Consider the following 24,667-nt stretch of genomic DNA (forward strand, 5'->3'; position numbering starts at 1 on the left):
CGGCATTCCCACGCGGGAGCGTGGGAACGATCAGTCCGCGGTAATCGGGTCAGAGCTCTTCGCTGATCGGCAACACGTAGTTCTTGAACTCGGTGTCTTCCTTGAAGCCGATGGACTCGTAGGTTTTCTGCGCCACCTCGTTGTTGCTGCTGGTGGAGACGCGCATGCGTACGGCGTTGGTTTCCTTGGCCATTTTTTTCGCGGTGCGGATCAGGTTGTCGGCCACCAGTTGGCGGCGGGCGTCTTCGGCGACGTAGATGTCGTTGAGGATCCACACGCGCTTGAGCGACAGTGACGAGAAGCTTGGATAGAGCTGGCAGAAGCCCAGCAACCGGTTGTCATCGTCATCGGGCAACGCCAGGTAAATCACCGATTCCTTGCGGCGCAGGCGTTTTTCGAGGAAGGCTCGGGACGAATCCGGGTAGGGCAGCGAGCCATAGAATTCCCGGTATTTGACGAACAATGGGGTCAGCAGGTCCAGGTGTTCCAGGGTCGCTTGGATAATCCGCATAGTAGGTCTCGTCTGCAAAGGTCGACAGATACTCGGACAACAACGGCGTTCTGCCGTGCTTCGATGCTGCCTGAAAGCGGATCAAAAACGCAAACTTGTAAACGGATCAGCTTCGGGGCGGCATCAGTAGGAAGTTACCTTTCATATCGGCGGTGTTTTCCGAGTCTAGAGTTTGGACCTGGGCTTCGTCCTTCAGGTTGACCCCCGAGAGCTGTCTGCGGCAGGCCTCGCGCATCAGGTAGATCAGGCGATGGGCGGCCATGCCGTAGCTCAAACCTTCGAGCCGGACGTTGGAGATGCAGTTGCGATACGCATCGGTCAGGCCGACCTTGGGGTTGTAGGTGAAATACAAACCCAGGCTGTCGGGGGAACTGAGGCCGGGGCGTTCGCCGATCAGGATCACCGACATTTTTGCGCCGAGCCGCTGCGCCACCTCATCAGCCACCGCGACGCGGCCCTGTTCCACCAGAATCACTGGCGAGGTTGACCAACCATCCGCGGCGGTCTGTTCTTCCAGCCGCGCCAGGAACGGCAAGGTATGCCGATGCACCGCCAGCGCCGACAGGCCGTCGGCCACCACGATGGCCAGGTCTACGCCGCCGGGGTGGGCCGCTGCGTAGTCCTCCAGGATTTGTACGGAGGACTCGTCGAGCCGACGGCCCAGGTCCGGGCGCTGCAGGTAGCTGTTGCGGTCGCTGGCGGCGCTGTGCAGCAGCAGGCTTTGGCGGCCGCGTTCAGTCAGTTGCGCGCGAATGCCTTCATGGTCGAAGGCCAGGTGCACGGCGTCCCGAGCCTGGGCATGGGCGTACTGGAAGTCCAGTTGCGCCGAGGTTGGCAGGCTGGTGCCGGTGCGTCCCAGGGCGATGCGCGCCGGGGTGAGGTTGCGCAGATTCAGCCAAGGGTTTTGTGGATCTACAGGTTTTTTATCCATGGGCAGTTCTCTCATCCCAAATGCGGCTTATCCCAAATGAGCTAATGCGTGACGAAACGCCGGTGGCAGGTTGTCGCCGAACCGCACCCGGCCATCGGCCTGGGTGAAAATGCCCATGTTCGCCAGCCACGTCTCGAATTCCGGCGCCGGCTTCAGGCCCAGGGTCTGGCGGGCGTAGAGGGCGTCGTGGAACGAAGTGGTCTGGTAGTTGAGCATGATGTCGTCGGAGCCGGGGATGCCCATGATGAAGTTGATCCCGGCCACGCCCAGCAGGGTCAGCAGAGTGTCCATGTCGTCCTGGTCGGCTTCGGCGTGGTTGGTGTAGCAGATGTCGCAACCCATCGGCACGCCCAAAAGCTTGCCGCAGAAGTGGTCTTCCAGGCCGGCGCGGATGATCTGTTTGCCGTTGTACAGGTATTCCGGGCCGATAAATCCTACGACCGTGTTCACCAGAAACGGCTTGAAATGCCGTGCGACGGCGTAGGCCCGGGTTTCGCAGGTCTGTTGATCGACGCCGTGGTGGGCGTTGGCTGACAGGGCGCTGCCCTGGCCGGTTTCGAAATACATCAGGTTGTTGCCCAAGGTGCCGCGATTCAGGCTCAGCCCGGCGTCGTAGCCTTCCTGCAAGACGTTCAGGTTGATGCCGAAACTGGCGTTGGCCGCTTCGGTGCCGGCGATGGACTGGAACACCAGGTCCAGGGGCACGCCACGGTTCGCCGCTTCAATGGAGGTGGTGACGTGGGTCAGCACGCAGCCTTGGGTCGGGATGTCGTAGCGCTGGATGATGGCGTCGAGCATTTCCAGCATGGCGCAGATCGACGCTGTGCTGTCGGTGGCCGGGTTGATTCCGATCATGGCGTCGCCATTGCCGAAGAGCAGGCCGTCGAGGATGCTTGCGGCGATCCCGGCGGGCTCGTCGGTGGGGTGGTTGGGTTGCAGGCGGGTGGAGAGCCGCCCACGCAGGCCGAGGGTGCCGCGAAATTTCGTCACCACGCGGATTTTCTGCGCTACCAGCACCAGGTCCTGCACGCGCATGATCTTCGATACGGCGGCGACCATTTCCGGGGTCAGGCCCGGGACCAGCGCCCGCAGGCTGTGTTCGTCGGCCGCATCGCTGAGCAGCCAGTCGCGAAAACCGCCGACGGTGAGATGGCTGACGGCGGCGAAGGCCTGTTTATCGTGGGTGTCGACGATCAGTCGGGTGACTTCGTCGTCCTCGTAAGGAATCAGCATTTCTTGCAGGAAATGGCTGAGGGGCAGGTCGGCCAAGGCCATTTGCGCTGCGACGCGTTCGCCATCGTTGAGCGCCGCGACCTCGGCCAGGAAATCCCCGGAACGCGCCGGGCTGGCCTTGGCCATCAGGTCTTTGAGGCTGTCGAAGCGGTAGGTCTGGGCGCCGACCGTGTGTGCAAAACTGGCCATACAGGTTCTCCGTGACGGCGCCGCTGGGCGGCGCCGTGGTTTTCGGCGTTTTACAACTTAGTGCAAGGCTTCTTCAGCTTTCTGAATGGCCGCGAATTCTTCTTCGGGCGTGCCTGCTACCAAGTGATGCCGACTGTAGAACGCGAAGTAAGCAATTAACACTCCATAGATGATCGCCGCGCCGATGACCACCCGCGGATCCACCAGAAAGCCCGCTACTACGGCGATGCACGCCAGCACCAGGGCCACGCCCGAGGTGAAGATGCCGCCCGGTGTGCGGTATGGCCGGTCCATTTTGGGGCGGCGGATGCGCAGGGTGATGTGCGCGGCCATCATCAGCACGTAGGAGATGGTGGCGCCGAACACCGCCACCAGAATCAGCAGATCGCCCTGGCCGGTCAGGGACAGACCGAAACCGATAATGCCGGGGATGACCAGCGCCAATACTGGTGCTTTGCTTTTATTGGTTTCGGAGAGCTTGCGTGGCAGGTAACCGGCGCGAGACAACGCGAAGATCTGCCGCGAGTAGGCGTAGATGATCGAGAAGAAGCTGGCGATCAGGCCCGCCAGGCCCACGAGGTTGACGAAGTTGCCCATCCAGGTCGAGCCGCCGTAGGCCTTGGTCAGGGCTTCCACCAGCGGGTTGCCCGAAGCCATCAGCGCATTGGAACCCGCGCCGCCTGGGCCGATCACCAGAATCAGCAGGGCAAACGCCACCAGCACCAGCATGGCGCCGATCAGGCCGCGCGGCAGGTCGCGCTTGGGGTTCTTGGTTTCTTCAGCCGCCAGCGGTACGCCTTCCACGGCCAGGAAAAACCAGATGGCATACGGAATGGCTGCCCACACGCCGACATAGCCGAACGGCAGGAATGGGCTGGCGCCCGTGGCTGTGGTGACCGGGATGTCCAGCAGGTTGGCGACGTCGAAGTGCGGCACCATCGCTACCAGAAACACGCCCAGTGCCAGGGCGGCGACGGCGGTGATGATGAACATCAGTTTGAGCGCTTCACCCACGCCGAATATGTGGATGGCGATGAAGATGATGTAGAACGCCAGGTAGATCATCCAGCCGCCAATGCCAAATAGCGATTGGCAATACGCGCCGATGAACACGGCAATCGCCGCCGGGGCGATGGCGTACTCAATGAGGATCGCCGTGCCCGTGAGAAACCCGCCCCAGGGCCCGAATGCGCTACGGGCAAAGCCATAGCCGCCGCCAGCGGTAGGAATCATCGAGGACAGCTCGGCCAGGGAAAAGCACATGCACAGGTACATCGCGGCCATCAGCAGCGTGGCAAGAAACATCCCGCCCCAACCGCCCTGGGCCAGGCCGAAGTTCCAGCCGGCATAGTCCCCGGAAATGACATACGCCACCCCCAGGCCCACCAGCAGGACCCAGCCCGCCGCGCCTTTTTTCAGTTCACGTTGTTGGAAGTATTCGGAGCCGACTTTTTCAAAGTCGACCGAGGACGTTGCCGGTTGCGGGTTTGCTTGATCGCTTGGCATAAGGGGTTACCTGTTTTTATTGTTTTTTGGCCCTGTTGGAGCGGGGCTGCTCTTGGAACCGGTGTGTTGCATACAGCAGGGATGCAAGCTTGATTGTTCCCACGCTCTGCGTGGGAACACAGCCAGGGACGCTCCGCGTCCCAAAGAGCCGAACGCGGAGCGTCCGTAGAGGCGTTCCCACGCAGAGCGTGGGAACGATCGGCCGGGCACAAATTTCCCGCAGGTTAGAAGAACCCCAACGGATTGATGTCATAGCTCACCAGCAGGTTCTTGGTCTGCTGGTAATGATCGAGCATCATCTTGTGGGTTTCACGACCCACGCCGGACTTCTTGTAGCCACCAAACGCCGCATGGGCCGGGTAGAGGTGGTAGCAGTTGGTCCAGACGCGACCGGCCTTGATCGCCCGGCCCATGCGGTAGGCGCGGTTGATGTCGCGGGTCCAGAGACCGGCGCCGAGGCCGAACTCGGTGTCGTTGGCGATGGCCAGGGCTTCGGCTTCATCCTTGAAGGTGGTGATGCTCACCACTGGGCCGAAGATTTCTTCCTGGAACACGCGCATCTTGTTGGTGCCCTTGAGCAGGGTGGGCTGGATGTAATAACCCGTGGCCAGGTTGCCCTCGAGTTTTTCCACCCGGCCGCCGGTCAGCAGTTCGGCGCCTTCGCCCTTGGCGATTTCCAGGTACGAAAGAATCTTGTCGAATTGCTGCTCGGACGCCTGGGCGCCGACCATGGTGTCGGTGTCCAGCGGGTCGCCGCGCTTGATCTGCAGGACTTTGTTCATCACAACTTTCATGAACTCGTCGTAGATCGACTCCTGCACCAGGGCGCGGGAAGGGCAAGTGCAGACTTCACCCTGGTTGAAGAACGCCAGCACCAGGCCTTCGGCCGCTTTCTCAATGAAGCTCGGCTCGGCCTGCATGATGTCTTCGAAGAAGATGTTCGGCGACTTGCCGCCCAATTCCACGGTAGACGGGATGATGTTCTCGGCCGCGCATTTCATGATGTGCGAGCCGACCGGGGTCGAGCCGGTGAAGGCGATCTTGGCGATGCGCTTGCTGGTGGCCAGGGCTTCACCGGCTTCCTTGCCGAAGCCTTGCACCACGTTCAGTACGCCAGGTGGCAGCAGATCGCCGATCAGCTCCATCAGCACGCAAATGCCCAATGGGGTTTGCTCGGCGGGCTTGAGCACCACGCAGTTACCGGCGGCCAGGGCCGGGGCGAGTTTCCAGGCGGCCATCAGCAGCGGGAAGTTCCACGGGATGATCTGCCCGACCACGCCCAGCGGTTCATGGATGTGATAGGCCACGGTGTTGCCGTCGATCTCGGCGGCGCTGCCTTCCTGGGCGCGCAGGCAACCGGCGAAGTAGCGGAAATGGTCGGCGGCCAGGGGGATGTCGGCGTTGAGGGTTTCGCGCACGGCCTTGCCGTTGTCCCAGGACTCGGTGATCGCCAGAACCTCAAGGTTTGCTTCGATGCGGTCGGCGATTTTCAGCAGGACCAGCGAACGGGCCTGGGCGGACGTGGCGCCCCAGGCATCGGCAGCGGCGTGGGCGGCGTCCAGGGCTTTTTCGATGTCTTCGGCGGTGGAACGCGGGAATTCGGCAATGGGCTGGCCATTGACCGGGGAAGTATTGGTGAAGTACTGACCTTTGACAGGCGCGACGAACTCGCCGCCGATGTAGTTACCGTATTTGCTCTTGAACGAAACGATAGCGCCTTCAGTACCGGGGTGAGCGTAACGCATGATGAGTTCTCCTTGGCTTTTGTGCTTATACGGGAGGCCGCGCAAAATTGAGCGCTGGTAATTAAGCCTAGAGCAAAGGTCGGGCCACTGCCTTGCAGGGCCCGTAAATCAAGACTTTAGGAGCAGTTCGTCGGACAAACGGATGCCCTGCGTGACGATAGCGGTACAGCGGGTGTGACAGTTTGTGCCAGATGCGAGACAGTCTTTGACTGACAGGTCGCGCCAGCATTGCAAAGGTGGGTGGGCTGGAGGATGCTGGGCCTCACCAGTTGGCCTGCCCAGCAAAGTTGTGGTGAGGGGATTTATCCCCGTTGGGCTGCGAAGCAGCCCCCTAAGCAGCCAACTCGATCAATCTGATACACCGCATGCTTAGGTTTCAGGGCTGCTTCGCAGCCCAGCGGGGATAAATCCCCTCGCCACAGGTTAAGTGTTGAACATTGGTTAAATGTTAAACAGTTGCTCCAGTGAGGCAGGTCCTTCGGGGAGAAATAATAAGAAATGCACAGCAACCACTTGAGTCGCCATGCCCAACAAGTCCTGACGGTCACCCAGGGCAAGGCCCATTTGCAGGGCCCTGGCAGCGATCCGTCGATTGCCCGTTCCTGGCTGCGCTGCCTTGAGGACTATCACCTCGACCCGGCGCAAAACCTGGCGCCGACGGTGCTTGAGCATGGCCGGGTGCTGGAAAGCCGCGAGCGCCTGCAACAGGTGTTGCACATCGCTGGCACGGAAATGACCAGCCTGCATCAACAGCTCTCCGGCGCCGGTCACGCGGTGCTGCTGACCGACGCGCGCGGCGTGATCCTCAACTGTGTCACCGCCCCCAGTGAGCGCAAGATTTTCGAACGGGCCGGCCTCTGGCTCGGCGCCGACTGGAGCGAAGCCTGCGAAGGCACCAACGGCATCGGCACCTGCCTGGTGGAGCGCCAGGCCCTGACCATTCACCAGGAAGAACACTTTCGCGGCCGCCACACCGGCCTGACCTGCTCGGCCAGCCCGGTTTTCGACCCCCACGGCGAACTGCTCGCGGTGCTGGATGTGTCATCGGCCCGGCCGGACGTGTCGCGCCAGAGCCAGTTCCACACCATGGCCCTGGTCAACCTCTCGGCGAAGATGATCGAGAGCTGCTATTTCCTGCGCTGCTTCGACAATCAATGGCTGCTGCGTTTTCACTTGCAGGCCGAGTCCGTGGGGTTGTTCAGCGAGGGGCTGCTGGCGTTCGACGGCGAAGGGCGGATCAGCGCGGTCAACCAGAGCGCGCTGAACCTGTTGGGGCATATTCGCGGTGGCTTGCTGGGTCAGCGGGTGGAAGACTTTTTCGATTGTTCACTGGATGAGCTGCTCGGACGGGCCAGCACCCAGGCCAGCGCCAGTTGGCCGTTGCGCACCCGTGACGGGCGGCATTTGTTTGCCGTGCTGCGGGGGCAGCCGCGCAGTGTGCCGGTCCCGGTCGTTCCTGCGTTTAAAGCCATCGAGCCCGCCCGGTTACCGGGCATCTGCCTGGGGGATGCGGCGTTGCAAGAGCATTTTCGCAAGGCGCTGCGAGTGTTCGAGCGCGATGTGCCGCTGCTGATCCATGGCGAAACCGGCTCCGGTAAAGAAGCCTTCGCCAAAGCCGTGCATCACGCCAGCCAGCGTGCTGGGAAAAACTTCGTGGCGCTTAACTGCGCAGCCATCCCGGAAAGCCTGATCGAGAGTGAGCTGTTCGGTTATCGCGGCGGCAGCTTCACCGGCGCGCGCAAGGAAGGCATGCGCGGCAAGCTGCAACAGGCCGACGGTGGCACGCTGTTTCTGGATGAGATCGGTGACATGCCCCTGGCCTTGCAGACCCGTTTGCTGCGGGTGCTGGAAGATCGCCAGGTGGTGCCCATCGGTGGCGAACCCGAAGCGGTGAACGTGCGCATCATCAGCGCCACCCACCGTCAGTTGCTTGATCGGGTGCGCGACGGCAGTTTTCGCGAGGACTTGTACTATCGCCTCAACGGCCTGGAGATCCCTTTGCCGGCGTTGCGCGAGCGCAGCGACAAGTCCCAGTTGCTGGATTTTCTGTTGGCCGAAGAAGCGGGCGCCGAAGCGGTGGCGATCGACGAACCGGCGCGCCAGGCATTGCTGAGTTTTGATTGGCCGGGCAACGTGCGGCAACTGCGCAATGTGCTGCGCACCCTTGCTGCGTTGTGCGACGGCGGGCGGATCGGGTTGGAGGATCTGCCGGCGATGATTCGCCAGTGTCCGGTGGCGTTGGTTGAAACCGTGGCGGAACGCCCGCTGGAAGATGCCGAGCGGTTGGCGCTGCTCGATGCACTGGAGCGCCAGCGCTGGCACATGACCCACACCGCCGAACAACTGGGCATCAGCCGCAATACCCTCTACCGGAAGCTGCGCAAGCACGCCATCGCCCGCTGAACCGCGTCGCGGCCATTTGCGAGCAAGCCCGCTCCCACATTCTGACCGCATTCTTCCTGAAAGAGCTCGGTCAACTGTGGGAGCGAGCCTGCTCGCGATGGCGGCAGCACATTCAGCATCAATGCAAACTGACCCACCGCTATCGCGAGCAAGCTCGCTCCCACAGAGGATTTGCGGTGTTCTGATGGTTGCAGTTCGAAACACAAGGTGCGATTTCCCCCTCCCTACGCTAACCTGCGGCCATGTTTACGAGGTCGACTATGCACATCCATATTCTCGGTATTTGCGGCACTTTCATGGGCTCGATGGCGGTATTGGCCAAGGAGCTGGGCCATCACGTGACCGGTTCCGACGCCAACGTCTACCCGCCGATGAGCACGCAGCTGGAGGCCCAGGGCATTGAACTGACCCAAGGCTACGACCCGGCGCAACTGGACCCGGCGCCGGACCTGGTGGTCATCGGCAACGCCATGTCCCGTGGCAATCCGGCGGTTGAATACGTGCTCAACAAAGGCCTGCCTTACGTGTCCGGCCCGCAATGGCTGGCCGATCATGTGTTGCAGGGCCGTTGGGTCCTGGCCGTGGCCGGCACCCATGGCAAGACCACCACCAGCAGTATGCTCGCCTGGGTGCTGGAGCACGCGGGCATGAGCCCGGGCTTCCTGATCGGCGGCGTGCCGCAGAATTTCTCGGTGTCGGCGCGCCTGGGCGGCACGCCGTTCTTCGTGATCGAGGCCGATGAATACGACAGCGCGTTCTTCGACAAGCGTTCGAAATTCGTCCACTACCGCCCGCGCACCGCGATCCTCAACAACCTTGAGTTCGATCACGCCGACATCTTCCCCGATCTGCCGGCCATCGAGCGGCAGTTCCACCATTTGGTGCGCACCATTCCGAGTGAAGGCCTGGTCATCCATCCGACCACCGAGCCCGCGTTGCAGCGGGTGATCGAAATGGGTTGCTGGACCCCGGTGCAAACCACCGGCGCCGGCGGGCAGTGGCAAGTGAAGTTGCTCAAGGACGACGGTTCGCAGTTCGAAGTCATGTTCGAAGGCGTGGCCCAAGGTGTGGTCGATTGGGACATGACCGGCCAGCACAACGTCGCCAACGCCCTGGCCACCCTGGCGGCGGCCCGTCATGTCGGCGTGGTGCCGTCGATGGGCATCGCCGCGCTGAGTGCGTTCAAAAGCGTGAAGCGGCGGATGGAAAAGGTCGCTGAAGTGCGCGGCATCACCATCTATGACGACTTCGCCCACCACCCGACGGCCATCGCCACCACCCTCGACGGTTTGCGCAAGCGCATCGGCGATGCACCGCTGATTGCCATCATCGAGCCGCGTTCCAACTCCATGAAACTCGGCGCCCACCGCGACGGCCTGCCGGAAAGCGTGGTGGATGCCGATCAGGTGATCTGGTACGCACCGGCCAACCTGGGCTGGGACCTGGGCGCCACCGCCGCGTTGTGCACGGTGCCGTCGATTGTCAGCGATTCCCTGGAGGGCATCATCGAGCGCGTGAAGAGCCAGGCCCAGCCTGGTACTCACGTGGTGATCATGAGCAACGGCGGCTTCGGCGGCCTGCACGGCAAACTGGCCGAGGCACTGAAATGAGCACGCGCCTGGAGAGCAACGGTCCCGACCGCATCACCCTGGCCATGACCGGTGCTTCCGGCGCCCAGTACGGCTTGCGCCTGCTCGATTGCCTGGTGCGGGAAGACCGCGAGGTGCATTTCCTCATCTCCAAGGCGGCGCAATTGGTGATGGCCACCGAGACCGACGTCACCCTGCCGGCCAAGACCCAGATGATGCAGGCCTTCCTCACCGAATACACCGGTGCGGCGGCGGGGCAGATACGTGTGTATGGCAAGGAAGACTGGATGTCGCCGGTGGCTTCGGGCTCCGGGGCGCCGGCGGCGATGGTGGTGGTGCCGTGTTCCACCGGTACGCTCTCGGCGATTGCCACCGGTGCCTGCAACAACCTGATCGAGCGCGCCGCCGACGTGACGCTCAAGGAGCGCCGCCAGTTGATCCTGGTACCGCGTGAGGCGCCGTATTCGAGCATTCATCTGGAGCACATGCTCAAGCTGTCGAACATGGGCGTGACGATTCTGCCGGCCTCTCCGGGTTTTTATCACCAGCCACAGACCATCGATGACCTGATCGATTTTGTGGTCGCGCGGATTCTCAATCTGCTGAACATCCCCCAGGACATGCTGCCGCGCTGGGGCGAGTACCATTTGAGCAGTGATGAATAAGCTGCTGGTGGTGCTGCTGGCGCTGCAACTGACCGGCTGCGCCACCGCCCGTACCCTGGACGCCGCGAAACCCGGCGCGCCGGTGGTGTATGCGGGCACGCGCCTGGATCTCTACGCCCTCAATGGCGGCTGCTGCGCGATGGACCGCTTCGGTGCCGAAGCCCCGAGCTATCCAGGCCTGGATCTGCCGGGCAGTGCGTTGCTCGACACCCTGTTGTTGCCCTTGTCATTGCTGACGGCGTTGGGCGTGGGGTTTCAGGCTACGGGTGGGTTGTAGCACCAACCCTGGCTGAAGAAGATCTAACTGTGTCGAGGGGTTTATCTGTGGCGAGGGGATTTATCCCCGCTGGACTGCGAAGCAGTCCCCAAAGACTGGGCTATTACTCCTGAGCAACAGCATGACACTGGGTTGTGCCAGTTGGGGCCGCTTCGCGGCCCAGCGGGGATAAATCCCCTCGCCACAATGATCGCGCTGTCCCAGGTGTCACTTTATTTGCCCAACTTACGCAACTCATCCGACTCCACCACCCGCACCCCTTCCTGTTCTTCCAGGGCCAGGCGCCACATGGCGCGGGCCAGTTGGCAGGCTTCGATGCCGTGGTACTTGCCGGGGATCAGCCTCGACAAGGGGCCGGCCAATTGTTCGGCCAACCGCGGTTCGGTGCGTTCGCCCAGTAGCAGGGAAGGGCGGCAGAGGGTCAGTTGTGGCCAGTCCTGGGCCTTGAGGGCGGCTTCCATTTCGCCTTTGACCCGGTTGTAGAAAATCGAAGAACTCGGGTCAGCCCCCAGCGCGCTGATCACGATCAGGTGCCTTGCGCCCAGCTCCCGGGCGCGCTTGGCGAAGGCCACCACCAGGTCCAGGTCCACCGCGCGAAACGCCTGTTCTGAGCCGGCCTTCTTGATGGTCGTGCCAAGGCAGCAAAATGCGATGTCCACCTGGCCACTGAGGCGGGGCAGCAGTTCAGCTGTTTCACCGACCGGGTTTTCCAGGTGTGGATGCTCGGCCAGCGGCCGGCGTGAAGGCGCCAATACACGTGTGATGGTCGGCTCGTTGAGCAGCCGGTCCAGTAGATGTTCCCCGGTCAACCCGGAAGCTCCGGCAAGCAAAACATGCTGAGGCGTCAAGTACATAGTGTTTCCCCCTTGATACGATTCAGCTTAGTTGCTCTTTTGGGCCTCGTCGTTCAATGCCGTACTTTGTAATGCTTTTCGCGCCTGTTGCTTGCGCAATAGCTGCCAATGGGAAAGGACGGTCCTGGGCGCCCAGATCTGCGGCTCGGAGGCTTCGAAATTGTCCGCCTGTTCCCGCTCGGCCACGGTGGCCTTGGCACGCTTGAAGGCTTGCTCAAGATCGTCGGTCTGGTTCAGTGCCTGGGCGAACAGCGCGTCGCCGAAGTAGGTGAAGTTGGCCTCCTCGGAGCAGCCGAACGACACCCGATCGGCGCGGGAAGCGGTCATGATCAAGGTGCGTTCATCCTTGAGCGCCGGGATGAAGCCGCCGGAGTAACAGGCTGAAATCACCACGATCTTGTCGCGATCCTTCAGCGGCGCCAGCACCACGGCCAGTTCATCGGCGGGCAGGTCGGCCAGTTCCATGCGCGGCTGGTCGAGCACCAGTTCGTGTTCGCTGGTGCCGTGGCTGGTCAGGTAGATGAAGATCAGGTCTTCCGGGCCGCTGCGTTCGGCCAGGGCGCTGGCGGCGCGGCGCAGGCTTTCGCGAGTGGCCATGGGCCGGTCACCGAGGTGATCGCGGTGGTTGACCAGGCGGATCTGGCCGAACGCGCCAAAACGGCTGGTGAGCATATTGGCGACGTAGTCGGACTCGCGCAGGAACACACTCTGCTTGCCGTCGCCGCCCACCGTCAGGCTGTACAGCTCCACCGCAGGGGTCGAGGCCGGGATATTGGCCAGGGCATTTTCCAACAGGCGACCCTGGGCCAAAAGGCCGAGCTCGAGCACATCCGGCAGTAGCCGCCCGCCAGCGTCGCGTACTCGCAGGCCGTTGGCCCAGGTGCCGCTTTGCACGGTGCCATCGGTCAGCGCCAGGGTGCCGCGCCCGTGGTAGGTGTCGTTCTCGAACTGGCCGATATAAAAGCTGCCGTCGGGCAGGTTCAGCCGGCCCTCGCCGCTAAAGCGCCAGTCATTGAATTGACCGAGGTAGTGGCTGCCGTCGGCACCGATCAGTTGGCCCTTGCCAGTGAGCGCGCCTTCCTTGAACTGGCCGATCCAGACATCGCCGTCGGCATTTTCATAACGACCGCGACCGCTGAGCTGGTTGTTCTTGAACCCGCCGATGTAGACATCGCCCTCGGCGCTGTTGAAGGTGCCTTTGCCCTGGAGCTGGCCGTCGACGAAATTGCCGGTGAACTGGTTGCCACTGGCATCGAAGCGCTGGCCTTCACCGTTGGGTTTGCCGTTGACGAACGGCCCCTGGTATTGGCTGCCGTCCTCAAGCTCCAGGCGCCCGAAACCGGAATAGCGGTCGGCCTTGAATTCGCCGCGGTAGATCATGCCGTGTTCTTTGAGCGTGCCTTCACCGTCGCGCCGGCCTTGCTTGAAGCCGCCGGTGTAGCTGCTGGTGGGCGTGGTCAGGCTACCCTGGCCGTTGAACAGGCCCTGCTGGAACTGGCCGCGATAGACCTCGCCATTGCTGCCGTGCCATTCCCCGGTGCCGTGCCACTGGCCTTTGTCGAACTGCCCGGCGTACCAACTGCCGTTGGGGTAGTCGACACGCCCCTGGCCCTGCAGCAAACCGTCCACCAGGTCGCCGCGATAGCGTCCGCCGTCGGGCAGGCGCGCGTCGGGAGGCAACAGCGATTCGCCGTCGCCGCAAGCGGTGAGCAGCAGGGTCAGGGCCAAAGGGAGAAATGAGCGCATAACGGGATCCAGATAATCAGGTCACGAGTATGCCGTAGCAATGCGCGTCAGGAGAAGCGATGCGAAACTGCCGCAGCGGCTTCGCATCCGCGAGGGGCTACACGAAGCAGAGCGACAGGGGCTCAGCGATGTAGGCCGGTTTGTCCGAACCTTCGATTTCCAGGGTAGCGGTGGCCTTGAGCAGCCATTGGCCGGGTTTCTTCTCGGTCACGTCCACCAGGTCGACCTTGAGGCGGACCTTGGAGTCGACTTTCACGGGCTGAATGAAGCGCACGCTGTCCAACCCGTAGTTGACGACCATCTTAACGCCTTCGGGCAGGATCAGGATGTCTTCCATGAGTTTGGGCATCAGCGACAGCGACAGGAAACCGTGGGCGATGGTGCTGCCGAACGGTGTCTGCGCGGCCTTGACCGGATCGACGTGGATGAACTGAAAGTCGCCAGTGGCTTCGGCGAACAGGTTAATGCGATCCTGATCGATGGTAAGCCATTCGGAACGTCCAAGTTCCTTGCCGACATAATCTTTGAGCGCTGCAACGGGAACGTAGGGCATTGAGACTCTCCTTGGGTTCATCGGTTTTGTCTTTTTTGGAACGGGGATCGGCGTCCCCGGAGAACCACTGTAGATCAACATGACGGGCAGGGCAGGTCATCGACCATGCTTTTTACGAATGCCGACCCATAGCGCGGGCGTGCTTATAATGCGCGCGCATTGTTTGCGTACGTGTTGCTGGGGAGGATGAAGGATGTTGCTACGGGGCCTGACCTGGCTGGTGCTGTTCCAATTGCTGGGCACCGCCATCAATCATTTGTTCCTGCCGGTGCTGCCGGGGCCGATCATTGGCCTGCTGTTGCTGCTGGGCTATCTGGTCATCCGTGGTGAAGTCGGCGAGCCATTGAACCTGGCGGCCGGCAGCCTGCTGCGCTACTTGCCGTTGCTGCTGGTGCCGCCAGCGGTGGGGGTGATGGTGTACGCCCGGGCCATCGCTGCCGATTTCTGGGCCATTGTCGGTGCGCTGGTGCTGTCGTTGATCCTGTCCATGGCGTTTACCGGTGTGCTGATGCAACGCCTGGCCCGGCGTCACGCCCCCGAGTCGGAGGATGGGCAATGATGCTTGATTGGCAGGGCGCCTGGAGTTCGGTGATCCATCATCCGCTGTTTGGTATCGGCATCACCCTGGGCGCCTATCAACTGGTGCTGGCGGCGTTCGAAAAGACCCGCTGGGTGTTTCTGCAGCCGGTGCTGATGTCGATGTTGCTGCTGATCGGTGTGCTGGTCGGCTGCGGCATCAGCTACGCCGAGTACCGTGAGAGCACGGAAATTCTCAGCGTTCTGCTGGGGCCGGCCACCGTCGCGCTGGCGGTGCCCTTGTACCTGAACCTGCGACGGATCCGGCAATTGTTCTGGCCGATTTTTACTACGCTGGTGATAGGCGGGGTGTTCGCCACGGGCTCTGCGGTGGTGTTGGGCTGGGCTTTTGGCGCCGAACACATGATCCTGATGACCATGGCGCCCAAGTCGGTGACTTCACCGATCGCCATGCTGGTGGCCGAGCAGATCGGCGGCGTAGCGGCCATGGCGGCGGTGTTTGTGTTGATCACCGGGGTGCTCGGGGCGATTCTGGGCCCGAGCATTCTGACTAGGCTTGGGGTCCATAGCCCTGAAGCCCGTGGCATGGCCCTGGGCCTGACCGCTCACGCGGTCGGCACGTCCGTGGCGTTGCAGGAAAGCGAAGAGTCCGGCGCCTTTGCGGCGCTGGCGATGAGTCTGATGGGCGTGGCCACGGCGGTGTTGCTGCCGTTGGTGGTGTCGATGACGGTTTAAGGAACTGCTTATGAGCTTGCCGCTTTTCCCGTTGAACACGGTACTGTTCCCCGGTTGCATCCTCGATTTGCAGATTTTCGAGGCGCGTTACCTCGATATGATCGGTCGCTGCATGAAAATGGGCGAGGGGTTCGGCGTGGTGTGCATCCTCGATGGCGAGGAAGTCGGTATCGCCCCCGACGGCTTTGCGCGGGTGGGCTGTGAAGCGCGAATCACCGATTTCTCCCAGCAGGACAACGGGCTGCTGGGCATTCGTGTGCAGGGTGGACGACGTTTTATCGTACACAGCAGCAGTGTCCAGGCCGATCAACTGACCGTCGCTGAAGTCGAGTGGCTGGAGGATGAGCCGGAACAGCCGCTGCAGGATGAGGATGCCGATCTGGTGGCGCTGCTCAAGGCCCTGGCCGAACACCCGATGGTCGAGGCCCTGAACATGGGCACCGAAGCCACCGGCCAGCAGTCGCTCGCCAATCAACTGGCCTACCTGCTGCCCTTCAATGAACTGGACAAGCTCGACCTGCTGCAACTCGATGATCCTCAGCAGCGGCTGGATGCAATCCAGGCGTTGCTTGATGAGTTGCAAGGCGAACTGTTCGCCTGAGGCGCTCATCACTGACCAGGCTGATCTCTTGTGGGAGCGAGCTTGCTCGCGATAACGGTGGCTCAGTTTGCATCAATGCTGAATGTACCGACGTCATCGCGAGCAGGCTCGCTCCCACAGTTGATCTTCAGTGACCACAAAGGGGCGTTTCACGGCCGATTCCCTGTGGGAGTGAGCCTGCTCGCGATAGCTGGCTGCCGGCCTCAATAGGCATACCGCAGCATCCCATTGGACAGGTGGCGCAGTGCGAAGAAGCTGAATGCCGCCACCATCGCCGGCAGAATCAACCACCAGATTTTCGGCGGCATGGCCGGCAGCGGGGTCTGGCGCTGGCTCAGCCAGAGCATCGCTGCGCAGACACAGGCAGCGAGCATGGCGCCGGCGACGATGTCGCTCGGCCAATGGGCACCCAGGTACACCCGCGACAGGGCAATGGCCAGCGCTGGCAAACAGCCCAGCAACAGCCAGGTCAGGCGCAGGCGTGGCGGTTGCCCGCGACCGGCCAGGATGGCCAGCGCCAGGAACAGGGCAAAGGCGCCGGAGGCATGACCGCTGGGCATGCTGTAGCTGGTCAGCGGCTCGCTCAGGACTTCCGGGCGTACACGGGCGAAAAAGTGCTTGGTGCCGGTATTGGCCAATGCGGTGAACAGCATCGTGGCCCCGGCAAAGATTGCCTGGCGCCATTGGCGCGCCAGCAATAGCAACCCGGTCAGCAGGGCGCTGAAAATCAGCATGTAGTGGAATTCGCCGATCAGCGTGAAGGTCACGGCGATTTCGTCCATTGTCGGGCTGCGATGTTCCTGGACCAGAGCCACCAGCCCCTGATCGAAAGCTGTGAGGTAGCGAAAGCCGATGAACAGCCCGATCAGGATCACCAGGCCCAGACCTGCGATCAGCGCTGAGGCATGTCGATGGCGCCGCAGGCTGCTGTTGACGCTCAATGCGATCATCACCGCGATGCTGCCAATCACGACACCGGCCTGTGGCCAGAAACCCTCGGGCAACGGCAGGCGGATCGCTGCGCCAGTGGCCCAGCCGGGCAGCAGGTACGCCACGCTCCAGCCGGCGGCGGCCAACAGGCTGACGGCGGCGAAGCGCGGGAAGGGCATGTCGAACATCCCGGCCACCATCGGCAACATGGGCCGCAGCGGGCCAATGAAGCGTCCCACCAGCAGGCTGGCGATGCCGTAGCGCTGGAAATAGCTTTCCGCCGCGCTCATCCACTCCGGGTGATGCCGCAGCCCCGGCAGGCGCCGGATGTTCTGGTGAAAATGCCTGCCCAGGAAATACGACACCAAGTCCCCCAGCAAACCGCCCAGCAGGCCCAGCAGCAAAGTCTCGCCCAGGGACAACGCGCCGCTGCCGGCCAGGACCGCGACCGCAAACAACAGCACCGTACCTGGCACGAGCAACCCGGCGATGGCCAGGCACTCTACACAGGCAACGATAAACACCGCCGCCGCCAGCCATTGCGGGTTGGCGGTCAGCCAGCCAGTGATGCTATCGAGCCATGGGCCCATAAAAACAACTCCATTTCCATTGAGCATTAAGCGGCATGCATTTTTTACTGTGGGAGCGAGCCTGCTCGCGATAGCGGTGTATCAGCCAACCTCTGATTCGACTGACCTGGCGCCATCGCGAGCAGGCTCGCTCCTACAGGGTTGGGCAGTGTGGCGTTCAGGAAAGCAAAAAATAATCCCGCCCTTCGACCTGTCCGCGACGCAGCGGGTTCCGCGTGCACCAGGGTGCGTAGGCCGCGTCGACGAAGCGGTAGAGCAGGTGTTCATCCCGTCCCAGTGGGATGCCCAGGCGGGTAGTCTGGATCACGTTGACTGTCGGCACGCCCACGTCTTCCACCAGCAAGCGTTCCGGGTCGAAGCGTTTGGCATCCCACTGCGGCACTTTCAGCCCCAGGGCCTTGCACAACAACGTCTGGCCGGCGCAAAGCTTTTGCGAGGGGCGCGGGCGGCCTTGGGCGTCGGGGTTGTTGAGCAGCATCTGCGCCAGGCTCGCCGGGCCGGAAACAGTATCGACCCACGGGTATGCCGATTTGATCAGCACCGCATTGCCGGGGCCATGGGCGCTGAAATTCAGCGAATCGCCACCCCGGGCGTAATACATATAGATGTGGCCGCCATCCAGAAACAAAGCCTTACGTTTTTCCGTGTAGCCCAGCGAGGCGTGGCTGCCCTTTTCAGCGAAGTAATAGGCTTCGGTTTCGATGATCCGCGCGCTGAGCCACAGGTCACCGACCTTGTGGCGAATGACTTTGCCCAGCAGGTCCCGGGCGAGCACTTGGGCATCGCGATCAAAAAAACCGTCGGGCAGGGCGTTTGGCAGTGGGGGCGAATCGGTCATGGCGTGAGACGAAGGGAGGCCAAAGGAAGCGCGATGATAGCAATGGAAAGCTTAATCGGCGCTGAACAGCGACTATTTGCACAGGTTTTGCTCTTCCGCCGGTCACCACTGTGAGTCCACGCTGTTAGTCGAGGGATACGACAGCTATAATCTGCCGCTTTCCCCTTGGCAAGACCACACAGACCATGACTGAGTCCGTTCTTGACTACATGACCCGCCTGGGTCGCGCCGCTCGCCAGGCGTCGCGCATCATCGGCCGTGCCAGCACCGCGCAGAAAAACCGCGCCCTGCTGGCCGCCGCCAATGCGCTGGACGCCGCTCGCGCCGAGTTGTCCGCCGCCAATGAGCTGGACCTGGCCGCCGGCCGGGCCAACGGCCTCGAGCCGGCCATGCTCGAACGCCTGGCGCTGACCCCGGCGCGCATCGACGGCATGATCGTCGGTCTGCGCCAGGTCGCGGCGCTGCCGGACCCGGTCGGGGCGATCCGGGACATGAGTTATCGGCCGTCGGGTATCCAGGTCGGCAAAATGCGCGTGCCCCTGGGCGTGGTCGGCATCATCTACGAGTCGCGACCGAACGTGACCATCGATGCTGCGAGTCTGTGCCTGAAGTCGGGTAACGCGACCATCCTGCGCGGTGGTTCCGAGGCCATTCATTCCAACCGCGCGATTGCCGCCTGCATCCAGCGCGGCCTCGCCGAAGCCGATCTGCCGGCGGCCGTGGTGCAAGTGGTGGAAACCACCGACCGCGCCGCGGTCGGCGCACTGATCACCATGCCCGAGTTCGTCGACGTCATCGTGCCCCGTGGCGGCAAGGGCCTGATCGAACGGGTCAGCCGCGACGCCCGCGTGCCGGTGATCAAGCACCTGGACGGCATCTGCCACGTTTACGTCAGTGCCCACGCCGAGTTGCCCAAAGCCCAGCGCATTGCCTTCAACGCCAAGACTTACCGCTATGGTATCTGCGGCGCGATGGAAACCCTGCTGGTGGACCAGGCCGTTGCCCAGGACTTCCTGCCGGCGATGGCCGCCCAGTTCCGCGAAAAAGGCGTCGAGCTGCGCGGTTGCCAGCGTACCCGGGCAATCATTGAGGCGGCCGAGGCCACCGAAGAAGACTGGAACACCGAGTACCTGGCGCCGATCCTGTCGATCCGCGTGGTCGACGGGCTGGACCAGGCCATCGAGCACATCAATCGCCATGGTTCCCACCACACCGACTCCATCGTCAGCGAACACCAGGGCGAAACCCGGCGTTTCGTGGCCGAAGTGGACTCGGCGTCGGTGATGATCAACACCCCGACCTGTTTCGCCGACGGCTTCGAATACGGATTGGGTGCCGAGATCGGCATTTCTACTGATAAGCTGCACGCCCGTGGCCCGGTGGGCCTCGAAGGCTTGACCTGCGAGAAGTACATCGTGGTCGGTGACGGCCAGTTGCGCGGACAGGAGCCGGTCTGACTTGGGCGACCTTGACCCGTCAGCCGCAGTGACGACGACAACTGCGCCCCAGCGCATCGGTATCCTGGGCGGCACGTTCGACCCAGTGCACATCGGCCACTTGCGCGGTGCGCTGGAAGTCGCCGATGCCCTGGCCCTCGATGAGCTACGCCTGACGCCCAGCGCCAGGCCGCCTCACCGGGATACGCCGCAGGTATCGGCCCAGGACCGTCTGGCGATGGTCGAGTGCGCGGTGGCCGGTGTGGCGCCGTTGGTGGTGGACGCCCGCGAATTGCTGCGGGACAAACCGTCCTACACCATTGATACCCTGGAGCTGATGCGCGCCGAACTGGCCGCCGATGCCCAGGTTTTTCTGCTTTTGGGCTGGGACGCATTTTGCGGCCTGCCCACTTGGCATCGCTGGGAAGAGTTGCTCCAGCATTGCCACATCCTGGTGTTGCAACGCCCGGATGCCGACAGCGAGCCGCCGGATGCCTTGCGCAACCTGCTGGCGGCGCGTTCGGTGAGCGACCCGCTGGCCCTGAAAGGGCCGAGCGGACAGATTGCATTCGTCTGGCAGACGCCGCTCGCGGTATCCGCCACCCAGATCCGTCAACTGCTGGCCAGCGGTAAGTCGGTACGTTTCCTGGTGCCCGACGCGGTCCTGGCCTACATCGATGCGCACGGGCTGTACCGTGCGTCGAACTGAAAAAAGGGCGCGCTTCAAGGCACGTGAATGCGTGTAGCGAAGCGCCCGAACATACGAGCAAAACGAGTTTTATATGACTGACAAAGACGTAAACAAAGTAAAGCGCAAGGGCACATTCAAGAGCGCCCCGCTTCCCGTAGAAGCCCATACTGGCGTGGTACTGGCAGGCGAAGAGCTGGTCAAGGTTGCCGTGGCGGCCCTGGAAGACGTCAAGGCCCAGGACATTCAGGTGATCGACGTTCGCGAGAAGCAGAGCATCACGGATTACATGATCATCGCCACCGGTACCTCCAACCGCCAGATCGGCGCGATGCTGGATAAGGTTCGCGAAGCGGTCAAGGCCCAGGGCGTCAAGCCGCTGGGTGAAGAAGGCAAGGGCGACAGCGACTGGGTGTTGCTGGATATGGACGACGTCATCGTGCACATGATGACCGCCTCGGCGCGCCAGTTCTATGACCTGGAGCGCCTGTGGGCCGGTGCCGAGCAAAGCCGTTCGGCCAGCGCCGCGCACCACAGCCCGGAAAATACCCATGAGCATTTCACCAAGCTCAACAAAGACCAGCAATAAGGGATCGCTGTGCGACTGCGCCTGATCGCCGTCGGTTCCCGCATGCCCAAGTGGGTGGAAGAAGGCTGGCATGAATATGCCAAGCGTCTTCCTTCCGAGCTGGCCCTGGAACTGGTGGAAATTCCGCTCAACACCCGCGGCAAGAACGCTGATGTGGCGCGCTTTATCCGTCAGGAAGGCGAAGCCATGTTGGCCAAGGTCGGGCCGAACGAGCGGATCGTCACGCTCGAAGTGCACGGCAAGCCTTGGAGCACCGAGCAACTGGCGGTCGAGCTCGATCGCTGGCGGCTGGACGCGCGCACGGTCAACTTCATGGTGGGTGGCCCGGAAGGGTTGGCACCGGAAGTCTGTGCCCGGGCCGATCAACGCTGGTCGTTGTCGCCTTTGACGTTGCCGCACCCGCTGGTGCGGATTCTGATCGGCGAACAGTTGTATCGTGCCTGGACAGTCCTGTCCGGGCACCCTTACCACAAGTAATCCTGCCCTCATGCCTCAGCCGATTCGCATCAAGGACCACGAAAAAGACGCCCGCCTGGTGCGTGGTCGCGTCGTGTTCGGTGCAATTGCGGTCGTGGCGCTGATTGGTGTGCTGATCGCGCGCCTGTATTTCCTCCAGGTGATTCAGTACGAGTACCACTCGACCCTGTCGGAAAACAATCGCGTGCATGTGCAGCCGATTCCGCCGACTCGCGGGTTGATTTTCGACCGCAACGGCGTGGTGGTGGCCGATAACCGGCCCAGCTTCAGCCTGAGCATGACCCGTGAGCGGTCCGGGGATTGGCAGAAGGTGCTCGACGTGATCGTCGAAGTGCTGCAACTGACCCCCGAGGACCGGGCGATTTTCGAGAAGCGCATGCGCCAGGGCCGGCGCCCGTTCGAGCCGGTGCCGATCCTGTTCGAGCTGACCGAAGAGCAGATCGCCCTGATCGCCGTGAACCAATTCCGCCTGCCGGGCGTTGAGGTGGTGGCGCAGTTGGTGCGTCACTACCCCCAGGGCGCGCACTTCGCCCATTCGGTGGGCTACATGGGGCGGATCAACGAAAAAGAGCTCAAGAACCTCGACCCGGTCAATTACAGCGGTACCCACCACATCGGCAAGACCGGCATCGAACGCTTCTACGAGGCCGAGCTGCACGGCCAGGTGGGCTACGAGGAAGTCGAGACCAATGCCCGTGGCCGCGTGTTGCGGGTGCTCAAGCGCACCGACCCGATCCCCGGCAAGGACATCGTCCTGAGCCTGGACATCAAATTGCAGGAAGCCGCCGAAGCGGCGTTGGGCGGCCGACGCGGCGCTGTCGTGGCGCTGGACCCGAACACCGGCGAGGTCCTGGCGATGGTCAGCCAGCCGAGTTTCGACCCGAACCTGTTCGTCACCGGCATCAGTTTCAAGGCCTACGCCGAGTTGCGCGATTCCATCGATCGGCCACTGTTCAACCGCGTGTTGCGCGGCCTCTATCCGCCGGGTTCGACCATCAAGCCGGCGGTAGCGATTGCCGGGCTGGACGCGGGTGTGATCACCGCTTCCAGCCGGGTCTACGACCCCGGTTATTACCAACTGCCGAACTACGACCACAAGTACCGCAACTGGAATCGCTCCGGCGACGGGTACGTGGATCTGGAAACGGCGATCATGCGGTCCAACGACACCTACTTCTATGACCTGGCCCACAAGCTGGGGATCGACCGGCTGGCGTCCTACATGGGCAAGTTCGGTCTCGGTCAGAAAGTGTCCCTGGACATGTTCGAAGAGTCGCCGGGCCTGATGCCATCCCGCGAGTGGAAGCGGGCGACCCGCCGCCAGCCGTGGTTCCCGGGTGAGACGCTGATCCTGGGGATCGGCCAGGGCTACATGCAGGCGACGCCGCTGCAACTGGCCCAGGCCACAGCCCTGGTGGCGAGCAAAGGCAAGTGGTATCGCCCGCATCTGGCCAAGACCATCGAGGGCCAGAAGCCCGTGGACCCCAACCCGGTGCCGGACATCATCCTGCGTAATCCGTCGGACTGGCAGAAGGTCAATATCGGCATGCAGCAGGTGATGCACGGCGCCCGGGGCACCGCGCGCAAGGCTGCCATCGGCGCGCAATACCGGATTGCCGGCAAGAGTGGTACGGCCCAGGTGGTCGCGATCAAGCAGGGCGAAAAGTACGACCGTTCCAAGGTTCAGGAGCGCCACCGCGACCACGCCTTGTTCGTTGGTTTCGCGCCGGCCGAGAACCCGAAGATCGTCGTGTCGGTGATGGTCGAGAACGGCGAGTCCGGCTCCGGCGTTGCCGCGCCGGTGGTGCGCCAGATCATGGACGCCTGGCTGCTGGATGAACACGGCCAGCTCAAGCCCGAATACGCAAGCCCCATCACTGCGGAGGCTACGGCCCGTGAAGAATAATTTCGACCGGATCCTCTCCAGCGAAGATGTGATGCGTCGTCGCGCCACTCTGTTGCAGCGCATGCACATCGACGGTCCGTTGTTGATCCTGTTGCTGACACTGGCCGCCGGCAGCCTGTTCGTGCTGTATTCGGCCAGCGGCAAGAATTGGGACCTGCTGGCCAAGCAGGCCACTTCATTCGGCATCGGCCTGGTATCGATGATCTTTATCGCCCAACTGGAGCCTCGGTTCATGGCGCGCTGGGTGCCACTGGCCTATGTGGGCGGCGTGGTCTTGTTGGTGATCGTGGACATCATGGGCCACAACGCCATGGGGGCGACACGCTGGATCAACATCCCCGGGGTGATCCGCTTCCAGCCTTCCGAGTTCCTGAAAATCATCATGCCGGCGACCATCGCCTGGTATCTGTCCAAGCGCACCTTGCCGCCACAGCTCAAGCATGTGGGCATCAGCCTGCTGCTGATTGGGGTCCCGTTTATCCTGATCGTGCGCCAGCCCGATCTCGGCACCTCGTTGCTGATCCTGGCCGGCGGCGCCTTCGTGCTGTTCATGGGCGGGTTGCGCTGGCGCTGGATCCTCAGCGTGATCGCTGCCGCCGTGCCGGTGTCCGTGGCCATGTGGTACTTCGTGATGCACGACTACCAGAAGCAGCGGGTCCTGACGTTCCTCGATCCGGAGAGCGATCCGCTGGGCACCGGCTGGAACATCATCCAGTCCAAGGCCGCCATCGGCTCCGGCGGTGTGTTCGGCAAAGGGTGGTTGCTGGGTACCCAGTCGCACCTGGACTTTCTGCCGGAAAGCCACACCGACTTCATCATCGCCGTGTTGGGCGAAGAGTTCGGTCTGGTGGGTATTTGCGTGCTGCTGCTGATCTACCTGTTGTTGATCGGCCGTGGCCTGGTGATTACCGCCCAGGCCCAGACATTGTTCGGCAAATTGCTCGCGGGCAGTCTGACCATGACGTTTTTTGTTTATGTTTTCGTCAATATCGGTATGGTCAGTGGCCTGTTGCCGGTCGTGGGGGTGCCGTTGCCATTCATTAGCTACGGAGGAACTTCGCTGGTGACGCTACTGTCAGCGTTTGGGGTTTTGATGTCGATCCATACCCATCGCAAGTGGATCGCGCAGGTTTGAATA

23 protein-coding genes are annotated in these 24,667 nt (G+C 62.5%); 13 read left to right on the forward strand and 10 right to left on the reverse strand.

Annotation, left to right across the window (positions count from 1 at the left end; translation table 11 throughout):
• Window positions 1-49: 49 nt before the first annotated feature.
• The 5 genes from BW979_RS07040 to exaC form a co-directional block, all read right to left on the reverse strand.
• Window positions 50-511: a GNAT family N-acetyltransferase gene (locus BW979_RS07040; protein ID WP_076383489.1), complete on the reverse strand. Its 462-nt coding sequence runs from the start codon at window positions 509-511 to the stop codon at window positions 50-52.
• A 106-nt stretch (window positions 512-617) separates the two neighbouring features.
• Window positions 618-1,442 carry an ethanolamine ammonia-lyase subunit EutC gene (gene eutC / locus BW979_RS07045; protein ID WP_076383490.1) on the reverse strand — a complete coding sequence of 275 codons (825 nt, stop codon included), beginning with the start codon at window positions 1,440-1,442 and terminating at the stop codon, window positions 618-620.
• Window positions 1,443-1,469: 27 nt separating this feature from the next.
• On the reverse strand, window positions 1,470-2,864 hold the full coding sequence (locus tag BW979_RS07050; RefSeq protein ID WP_076383491.1) for an ethanolamine ammonia-lyase subunit EutB: 1,395 nt from the start codon (window positions 2,862-2,864) through the stop codon (window positions 1,470-1,472).
• Between the two features lie 57 nt (window positions 2,865-2,921).
• Window positions 2,922-4,370 (reverse strand): ethanolamine permease, encoded by a 1,449-nt coding sequence (gene eat, locus BW979_RS07055; protein WP_076383492.1) that lies wholly within the window; start codon window positions 4,368-4,370, stop codon window positions 2,922-2,924.
• A 224-nt stretch (window positions 4,371-4,594) separates the two neighbouring features.
• Complete coding sequence (exaC, locus tag BW979_RS07060; protein ID WP_076383493.1) at window positions 4,595-6,115, reverse strand: acetaldehyde dehydrogenase ExaC; 1,521 nt, start codon at window positions 6,113-6,115, stop codon at window positions 4,595-4,597.
• Between the two features lie 498 nt (window positions 6,116-6,613).
• On the opposite strand from exaC, the gene BW979_RS07065 reads away from it, so the two are divergent.
• From BW979_RS07065 to BW979_RS07080, 4 genes are all read left to right on the forward strand, one after another.
• Complete coding sequence (locus tag BW979_RS07065) at window positions 6,614-8,518, forward strand: sigma-54-dependent Fis family transcriptional regulator (protein ID WP_076383494.1); 1,905 nt, start codon at window positions 6,614-6,616, stop codon at window positions 8,516-8,518.
• 260 nt (window positions 8,519-8,778) lie between these two features.
• Window positions 8,779-10,128, forward strand: coding sequence for a UDP-N-acetylmuramate:L-alanyl-gamma-D-glutamyl-meso-diaminopimelate ligase (mpl, locus tag BW979_RS07070; RefSeq protein ID WP_076383495.1), 1,350 nt, complete (start codon window positions 8,779-8,781; stop codon window positions 10,126-10,128).
• Window positions 10,125-10,772: a flavin prenyltransferase UbiX gene (gene ubiX, locus BW979_RS07075; protein WP_076383496.1), complete on the forward strand. Its 648-nt coding sequence runs from the start codon at window positions 10,125-10,127 to the stop codon at window positions 10,770-10,772. The genes mpl and ubiX overlap by 4 nt, the downstream gene beginning before the upstream one ends.
• The gene (locus BW979_RS07080; RefSeq protein ID WP_076383497.1) at window positions 10,765-11,049 is read left to right on the forward strand and encodes a YceK/YidQ family lipoprotein; all 285 of its coding nucleotides are present in this window, start codon (window positions 10,765-10,767) and stop codon (window positions 11,047-11,049) included. Before ubiX ends, BW979_RS07080 begins: the two co-directional genes overlap by 8 nt.
• A gap of 212 nt (window positions 11,050-11,261) precedes the next feature.
• On the opposite strand, the gene BW979_RS07085 is transcribed toward BW979_RS07080, so the two are convergent.
• The 3 genes from BW979_RS07085 to BW979_RS07095 form a co-directional block, all read right to left on the reverse strand.
• On the reverse strand, window positions 11,262-11,903 hold the full coding sequence (locus tag BW979_RS07085) for an oxidoreductase (RefSeq protein WP_047229480.1): 642 nt from the start codon (window positions 11,901-11,903) through the stop codon (window positions 11,262-11,264).
• Between the two features lie 27 nt (window positions 11,904-11,930).
• Window positions 11,931-13,649: a C13 family peptidase gene (locus tag BW979_RS07090; protein ID WP_076383498.1), complete on the reverse strand. Its 1,719-nt coding sequence runs from the start codon at window positions 13,647-13,649 to the stop codon at window positions 11,931-11,933.
• 97 nt (window positions 13,650-13,746) lie between these two features.
• On the reverse strand, window positions 13,747-14,202 hold the full coding sequence (locus BW979_RS07095) for a MaoC family dehydratase (protein ID WP_047229482.1): 456 nt from the start codon (window positions 14,200-14,202) through the stop codon (window positions 13,747-13,749).
• Window positions 14,203-14,395: 193 nt separating this feature from the next.
• Here BW979_RS07095 and BW979_RS07100 point away from each other — a divergent pair, with 193 nt between their 5' ends.
• From BW979_RS07100 to BW979_RS07110, 3 genes are read left to right on the forward strand one after another with little or no spacing between them, the layout of a single operon-like run.
• Window positions 14,396-14,761: a CidA/LrgA family protein gene (locus BW979_RS07100; RefSeq protein ID WP_047229483.1), complete on the forward strand. Its 366-nt coding sequence runs from the start codon at window positions 14,396-14,398 to the stop codon at window positions 14,759-14,761.
• The gene (locus BW979_RS07105; protein WP_076383499.1) at window positions 14,758-15,474 is read left to right on the forward strand and encodes an LrgB family protein; all 717 of its coding nucleotides are present in this window, start codon (window positions 14,758-14,760) and stop codon (window positions 15,472-15,474) included. Before BW979_RS07100 ends, BW979_RS07105 begins: the two co-directional genes overlap by 4 nt.
• 10 nt (window positions 15,475-15,484) lie before the next feature.
• Window positions 15,485-16,075: an LON peptidase substrate-binding domain-containing protein gene (locus tag BW979_RS07110; protein WP_047229485.1), complete on the forward strand. Its 591-nt coding sequence runs from the start codon at window positions 15,485-15,487 to the stop codon at window positions 16,073-16,075.
• A 203-nt stretch (window positions 16,076-16,278) separates the two neighbouring features.
• Here BW979_RS07110 and BW979_RS07115 read toward each other — a convergent pair whose 3' ends face one another.
• Entirely contained in the window at window positions 16,279-17,595 is a 1,317-nt protein-coding gene (locus tag BW979_RS07115) for a bifunctional DedA family/phosphatase PAP2 family protein (protein WP_076383500.1), read from the reverse strand.
• Window positions 17,596-17,752: 157 nt separating this feature from the next.
• Entirely contained in the window at window positions 17,753-18,433 is a 681-nt protein-coding gene (locus BW979_RS07120; RefSeq protein WP_047229487.1) for a DNA-3-methyladenine glycosylase, read from the reverse strand.
• 185 nt (window positions 18,434-18,618) lie between these two features.
• On the opposite strand from BW979_RS07120, the gene BW979_RS07125 reads away from it, so the two are divergent.
• From BW979_RS07125 to rodA, 6 genes are all read left to right on the forward strand, one after another.
• On the forward strand, window positions 18,619-19,890 hold the full coding sequence (locus tag BW979_RS07125) for a glutamate-5-semialdehyde dehydrogenase (RefSeq protein WP_047229488.1): 1,272 nt from the start codon (window positions 18,619-18,621) through the stop codon (window positions 19,888-19,890).
• 1 nt (window position 19,891) lies between these two features.
• Window positions 19,892-20,578, forward strand: coding sequence for a nicotinate-nucleotide adenylyltransferase (gene nadD, locus BW979_RS07130; RefSeq protein ID WP_047229489.1), 687 nt, complete (start codon window positions 19,892-19,894; stop codon window positions 20,576-20,578).
• A 73-nt stretch (window positions 20,579-20,651) separates the two neighbouring features.
• Entirely contained in the window at window positions 20,652-21,146 is a 495-nt protein-coding gene (gene rsfS, locus BW979_RS07135) for a ribosome silencing factor (RefSeq protein ID WP_014340379.1), read from the forward strand.
• A 9-nt stretch (window positions 21,147-21,155) separates the two neighbouring features.
• Entirely contained in the window at window positions 21,156-21,623 is a 468-nt protein-coding gene (rlmH, locus tag BW979_RS07140) for a 23S rRNA (pseudouridine(1915)-N(3))-methyltransferase RlmH (protein WP_047229490.1), read from the forward strand.
• A gap of 10 nt (window positions 21,624-21,633) precedes the next feature.
• Window positions 21,634-23,529, forward strand: a complete 1,896-nt coding sequence (gene mrdA, locus BW979_RS07145; protein WP_047229491.1) for a penicillin-binding protein 2 — start codon at window positions 21,634-21,636, stop codon at window positions 23,527-23,529.
• Window positions 23,530-23,560: 31 nt separating this feature from the next.
• Entirely contained in the window at window positions 23,561-24,664 is a 1,104-nt protein-coding gene (gene rodA, locus BW979_RS07150; RefSeq protein ID WP_047229517.1) for a rod shape-determining protein RodA, read from the forward strand.
• Window positions 24,665-24,667: the final 3 nt, after the last annotated feature.

The organism is Pseudomonas sp. A214, assembly GCF_900156295.1.
Classification (GTDB): domain Bacteria; phylum Pseudomonadota; class Gammaproteobacteria; order Pseudomonadales; family Pseudomonadaceae; genus Aquipseudomonas; species Aquipseudomonas rhizophila.

Bases quoted from the DNA above. Each gene is read 5' to 3' on its own strand.
- BW979_RS07040 (WP_076383489.1), bottom strand. From the start codon at position 511: ATGCGGATTATCCAAGCGACCCTGGAACACCTGGACCTGCTGACCCCA.
- exaC (WP_076383493.1), bottom strand. From the start codon at position 6,115: ATGCGTTACGCTCACCCCGGTACTGAAGGCGCTATCGTTTCGTTCAAG.
- rsfS (WP_014340379.1), top strand. From the start codon at position 20,652: ATGACTGACAAAGACGTAAACAAAGTAAAGCGCAAGGGCACATTCAAG.
- BW979_RS07090 (WP_076383498.1), bottom strand. From the start codon at position 13,649: ATGCGCTCATTTCTCCCTTTGGCCCTGACCCTGCTGCTCACCGCTTGC.
- BW979_RS07120 (WP_047229487.1), bottom strand. From the start codon at position 18,433: ATGACCGATTCGCCCCCACTGCCAAACGCCCTGCCCGACGGTTTTTTT.
- BW979_RS07065 (WP_076383494.1), top strand. From the start codon at position 6,614: ATGCACAGCAACCACTTGAGTCGCCATGCCCAACAAGTCCTGACGGTC.
- BW979_RS07080 (WP_076383497.1), top strand. From the start codon at position 10,765: ATGAATAAGCTGCTGGTGGTGCTGCTGGCGCTGCAACTGACCGGCTGC.
- BW979_RS07050 (WP_076383491.1), bottom strand. From the start codon at position 2,864: ATGGCCAGTTTTGCACACACGGTCGGCGCCCAGACCTACCGCTTCGAC.
- ubiX (WP_076383496.1), top strand. From the start codon at position 10,125: ATGAGCACGCGCCTGGAGAGCAACGGTCCCGACCGCATCACCCTGGCC.
- BW979_RS07125 (WP_047229488.1), top strand. From the start codon at position 18,619: ATGACTGAGTCCGTTCTTGACTACATGACCCGCCTGGGTCGCGCCGCT.
- BW979_RS07095 (WP_047229482.1), bottom strand. From the start codon at position 14,202: ATGCCCTACGTTCCCGTTGCAGCGCTCAAAGATTATGTCGGCAAGGAA.
- BW979_RS07110 (WP_047229485.1), top strand. From the start codon at position 15,485: ATGAGCTTGCCGCTTTTCCCGTTGAACACGGTACTGTTCCCCGGTTGC.
- BW979_RS07100 (WP_047229483.1), top strand. From the start codon at position 14,396: ATGTTGCTACGGGGCCTGACCTGGCTGGTGCTGTTCCAATTGCTGGGC.
- eat (WP_076383492.1), bottom strand. From the start codon at position 4,370: ATGCCAAGCGATCAAGCAAACCCGCAACCGGCAACGTCCTCGGTCGAC.
- BW979_RS07105 (WP_076383499.1), top strand. From the start codon at position 14,758: ATGATGCTTGATTGGCAGGGCGCCTGGAGTTCGGTGATCCATCATCCG.
- BW979_RS07115 (WP_076383500.1), bottom strand. From the start codon at position 17,595: ATGGGCCCATGGCTCGATAGCATCACTGGCTGGCTGACCGCCAACCCG.
- BW979_RS07085 (WP_047229480.1), bottom strand. From the start codon at position 11,903: ATGTACTTGACGCCTCAGCATGTTTTGCTTGCCGGAGCTTCCGGGTTG.
- mpl (WP_076383495.1), top strand. From the start codon at position 8,779: ATGCACATCCATATTCTCGGTATTTGCGGCACTTTCATGGGCTCGATG.
- mrdA (WP_047229491.1), top strand. From the start codon at position 21,634: ATGCCTCAGCCGATTCGCATCAAGGACCACGAAAAAGACGCCCGCCTG.
- eutC (WP_076383490.1), bottom strand. From the start codon at position 1,442: ATGGATAAAAAACCTGTAGATCCACAAAACCCTTGGCTGAATCTGCGC.
- rodA (WP_047229517.1), top strand. From the start codon at position 23,561: ATGCGTCGTCGCGCCACTCTGTTGCAGCGCATGCACATCGACGGTCCG.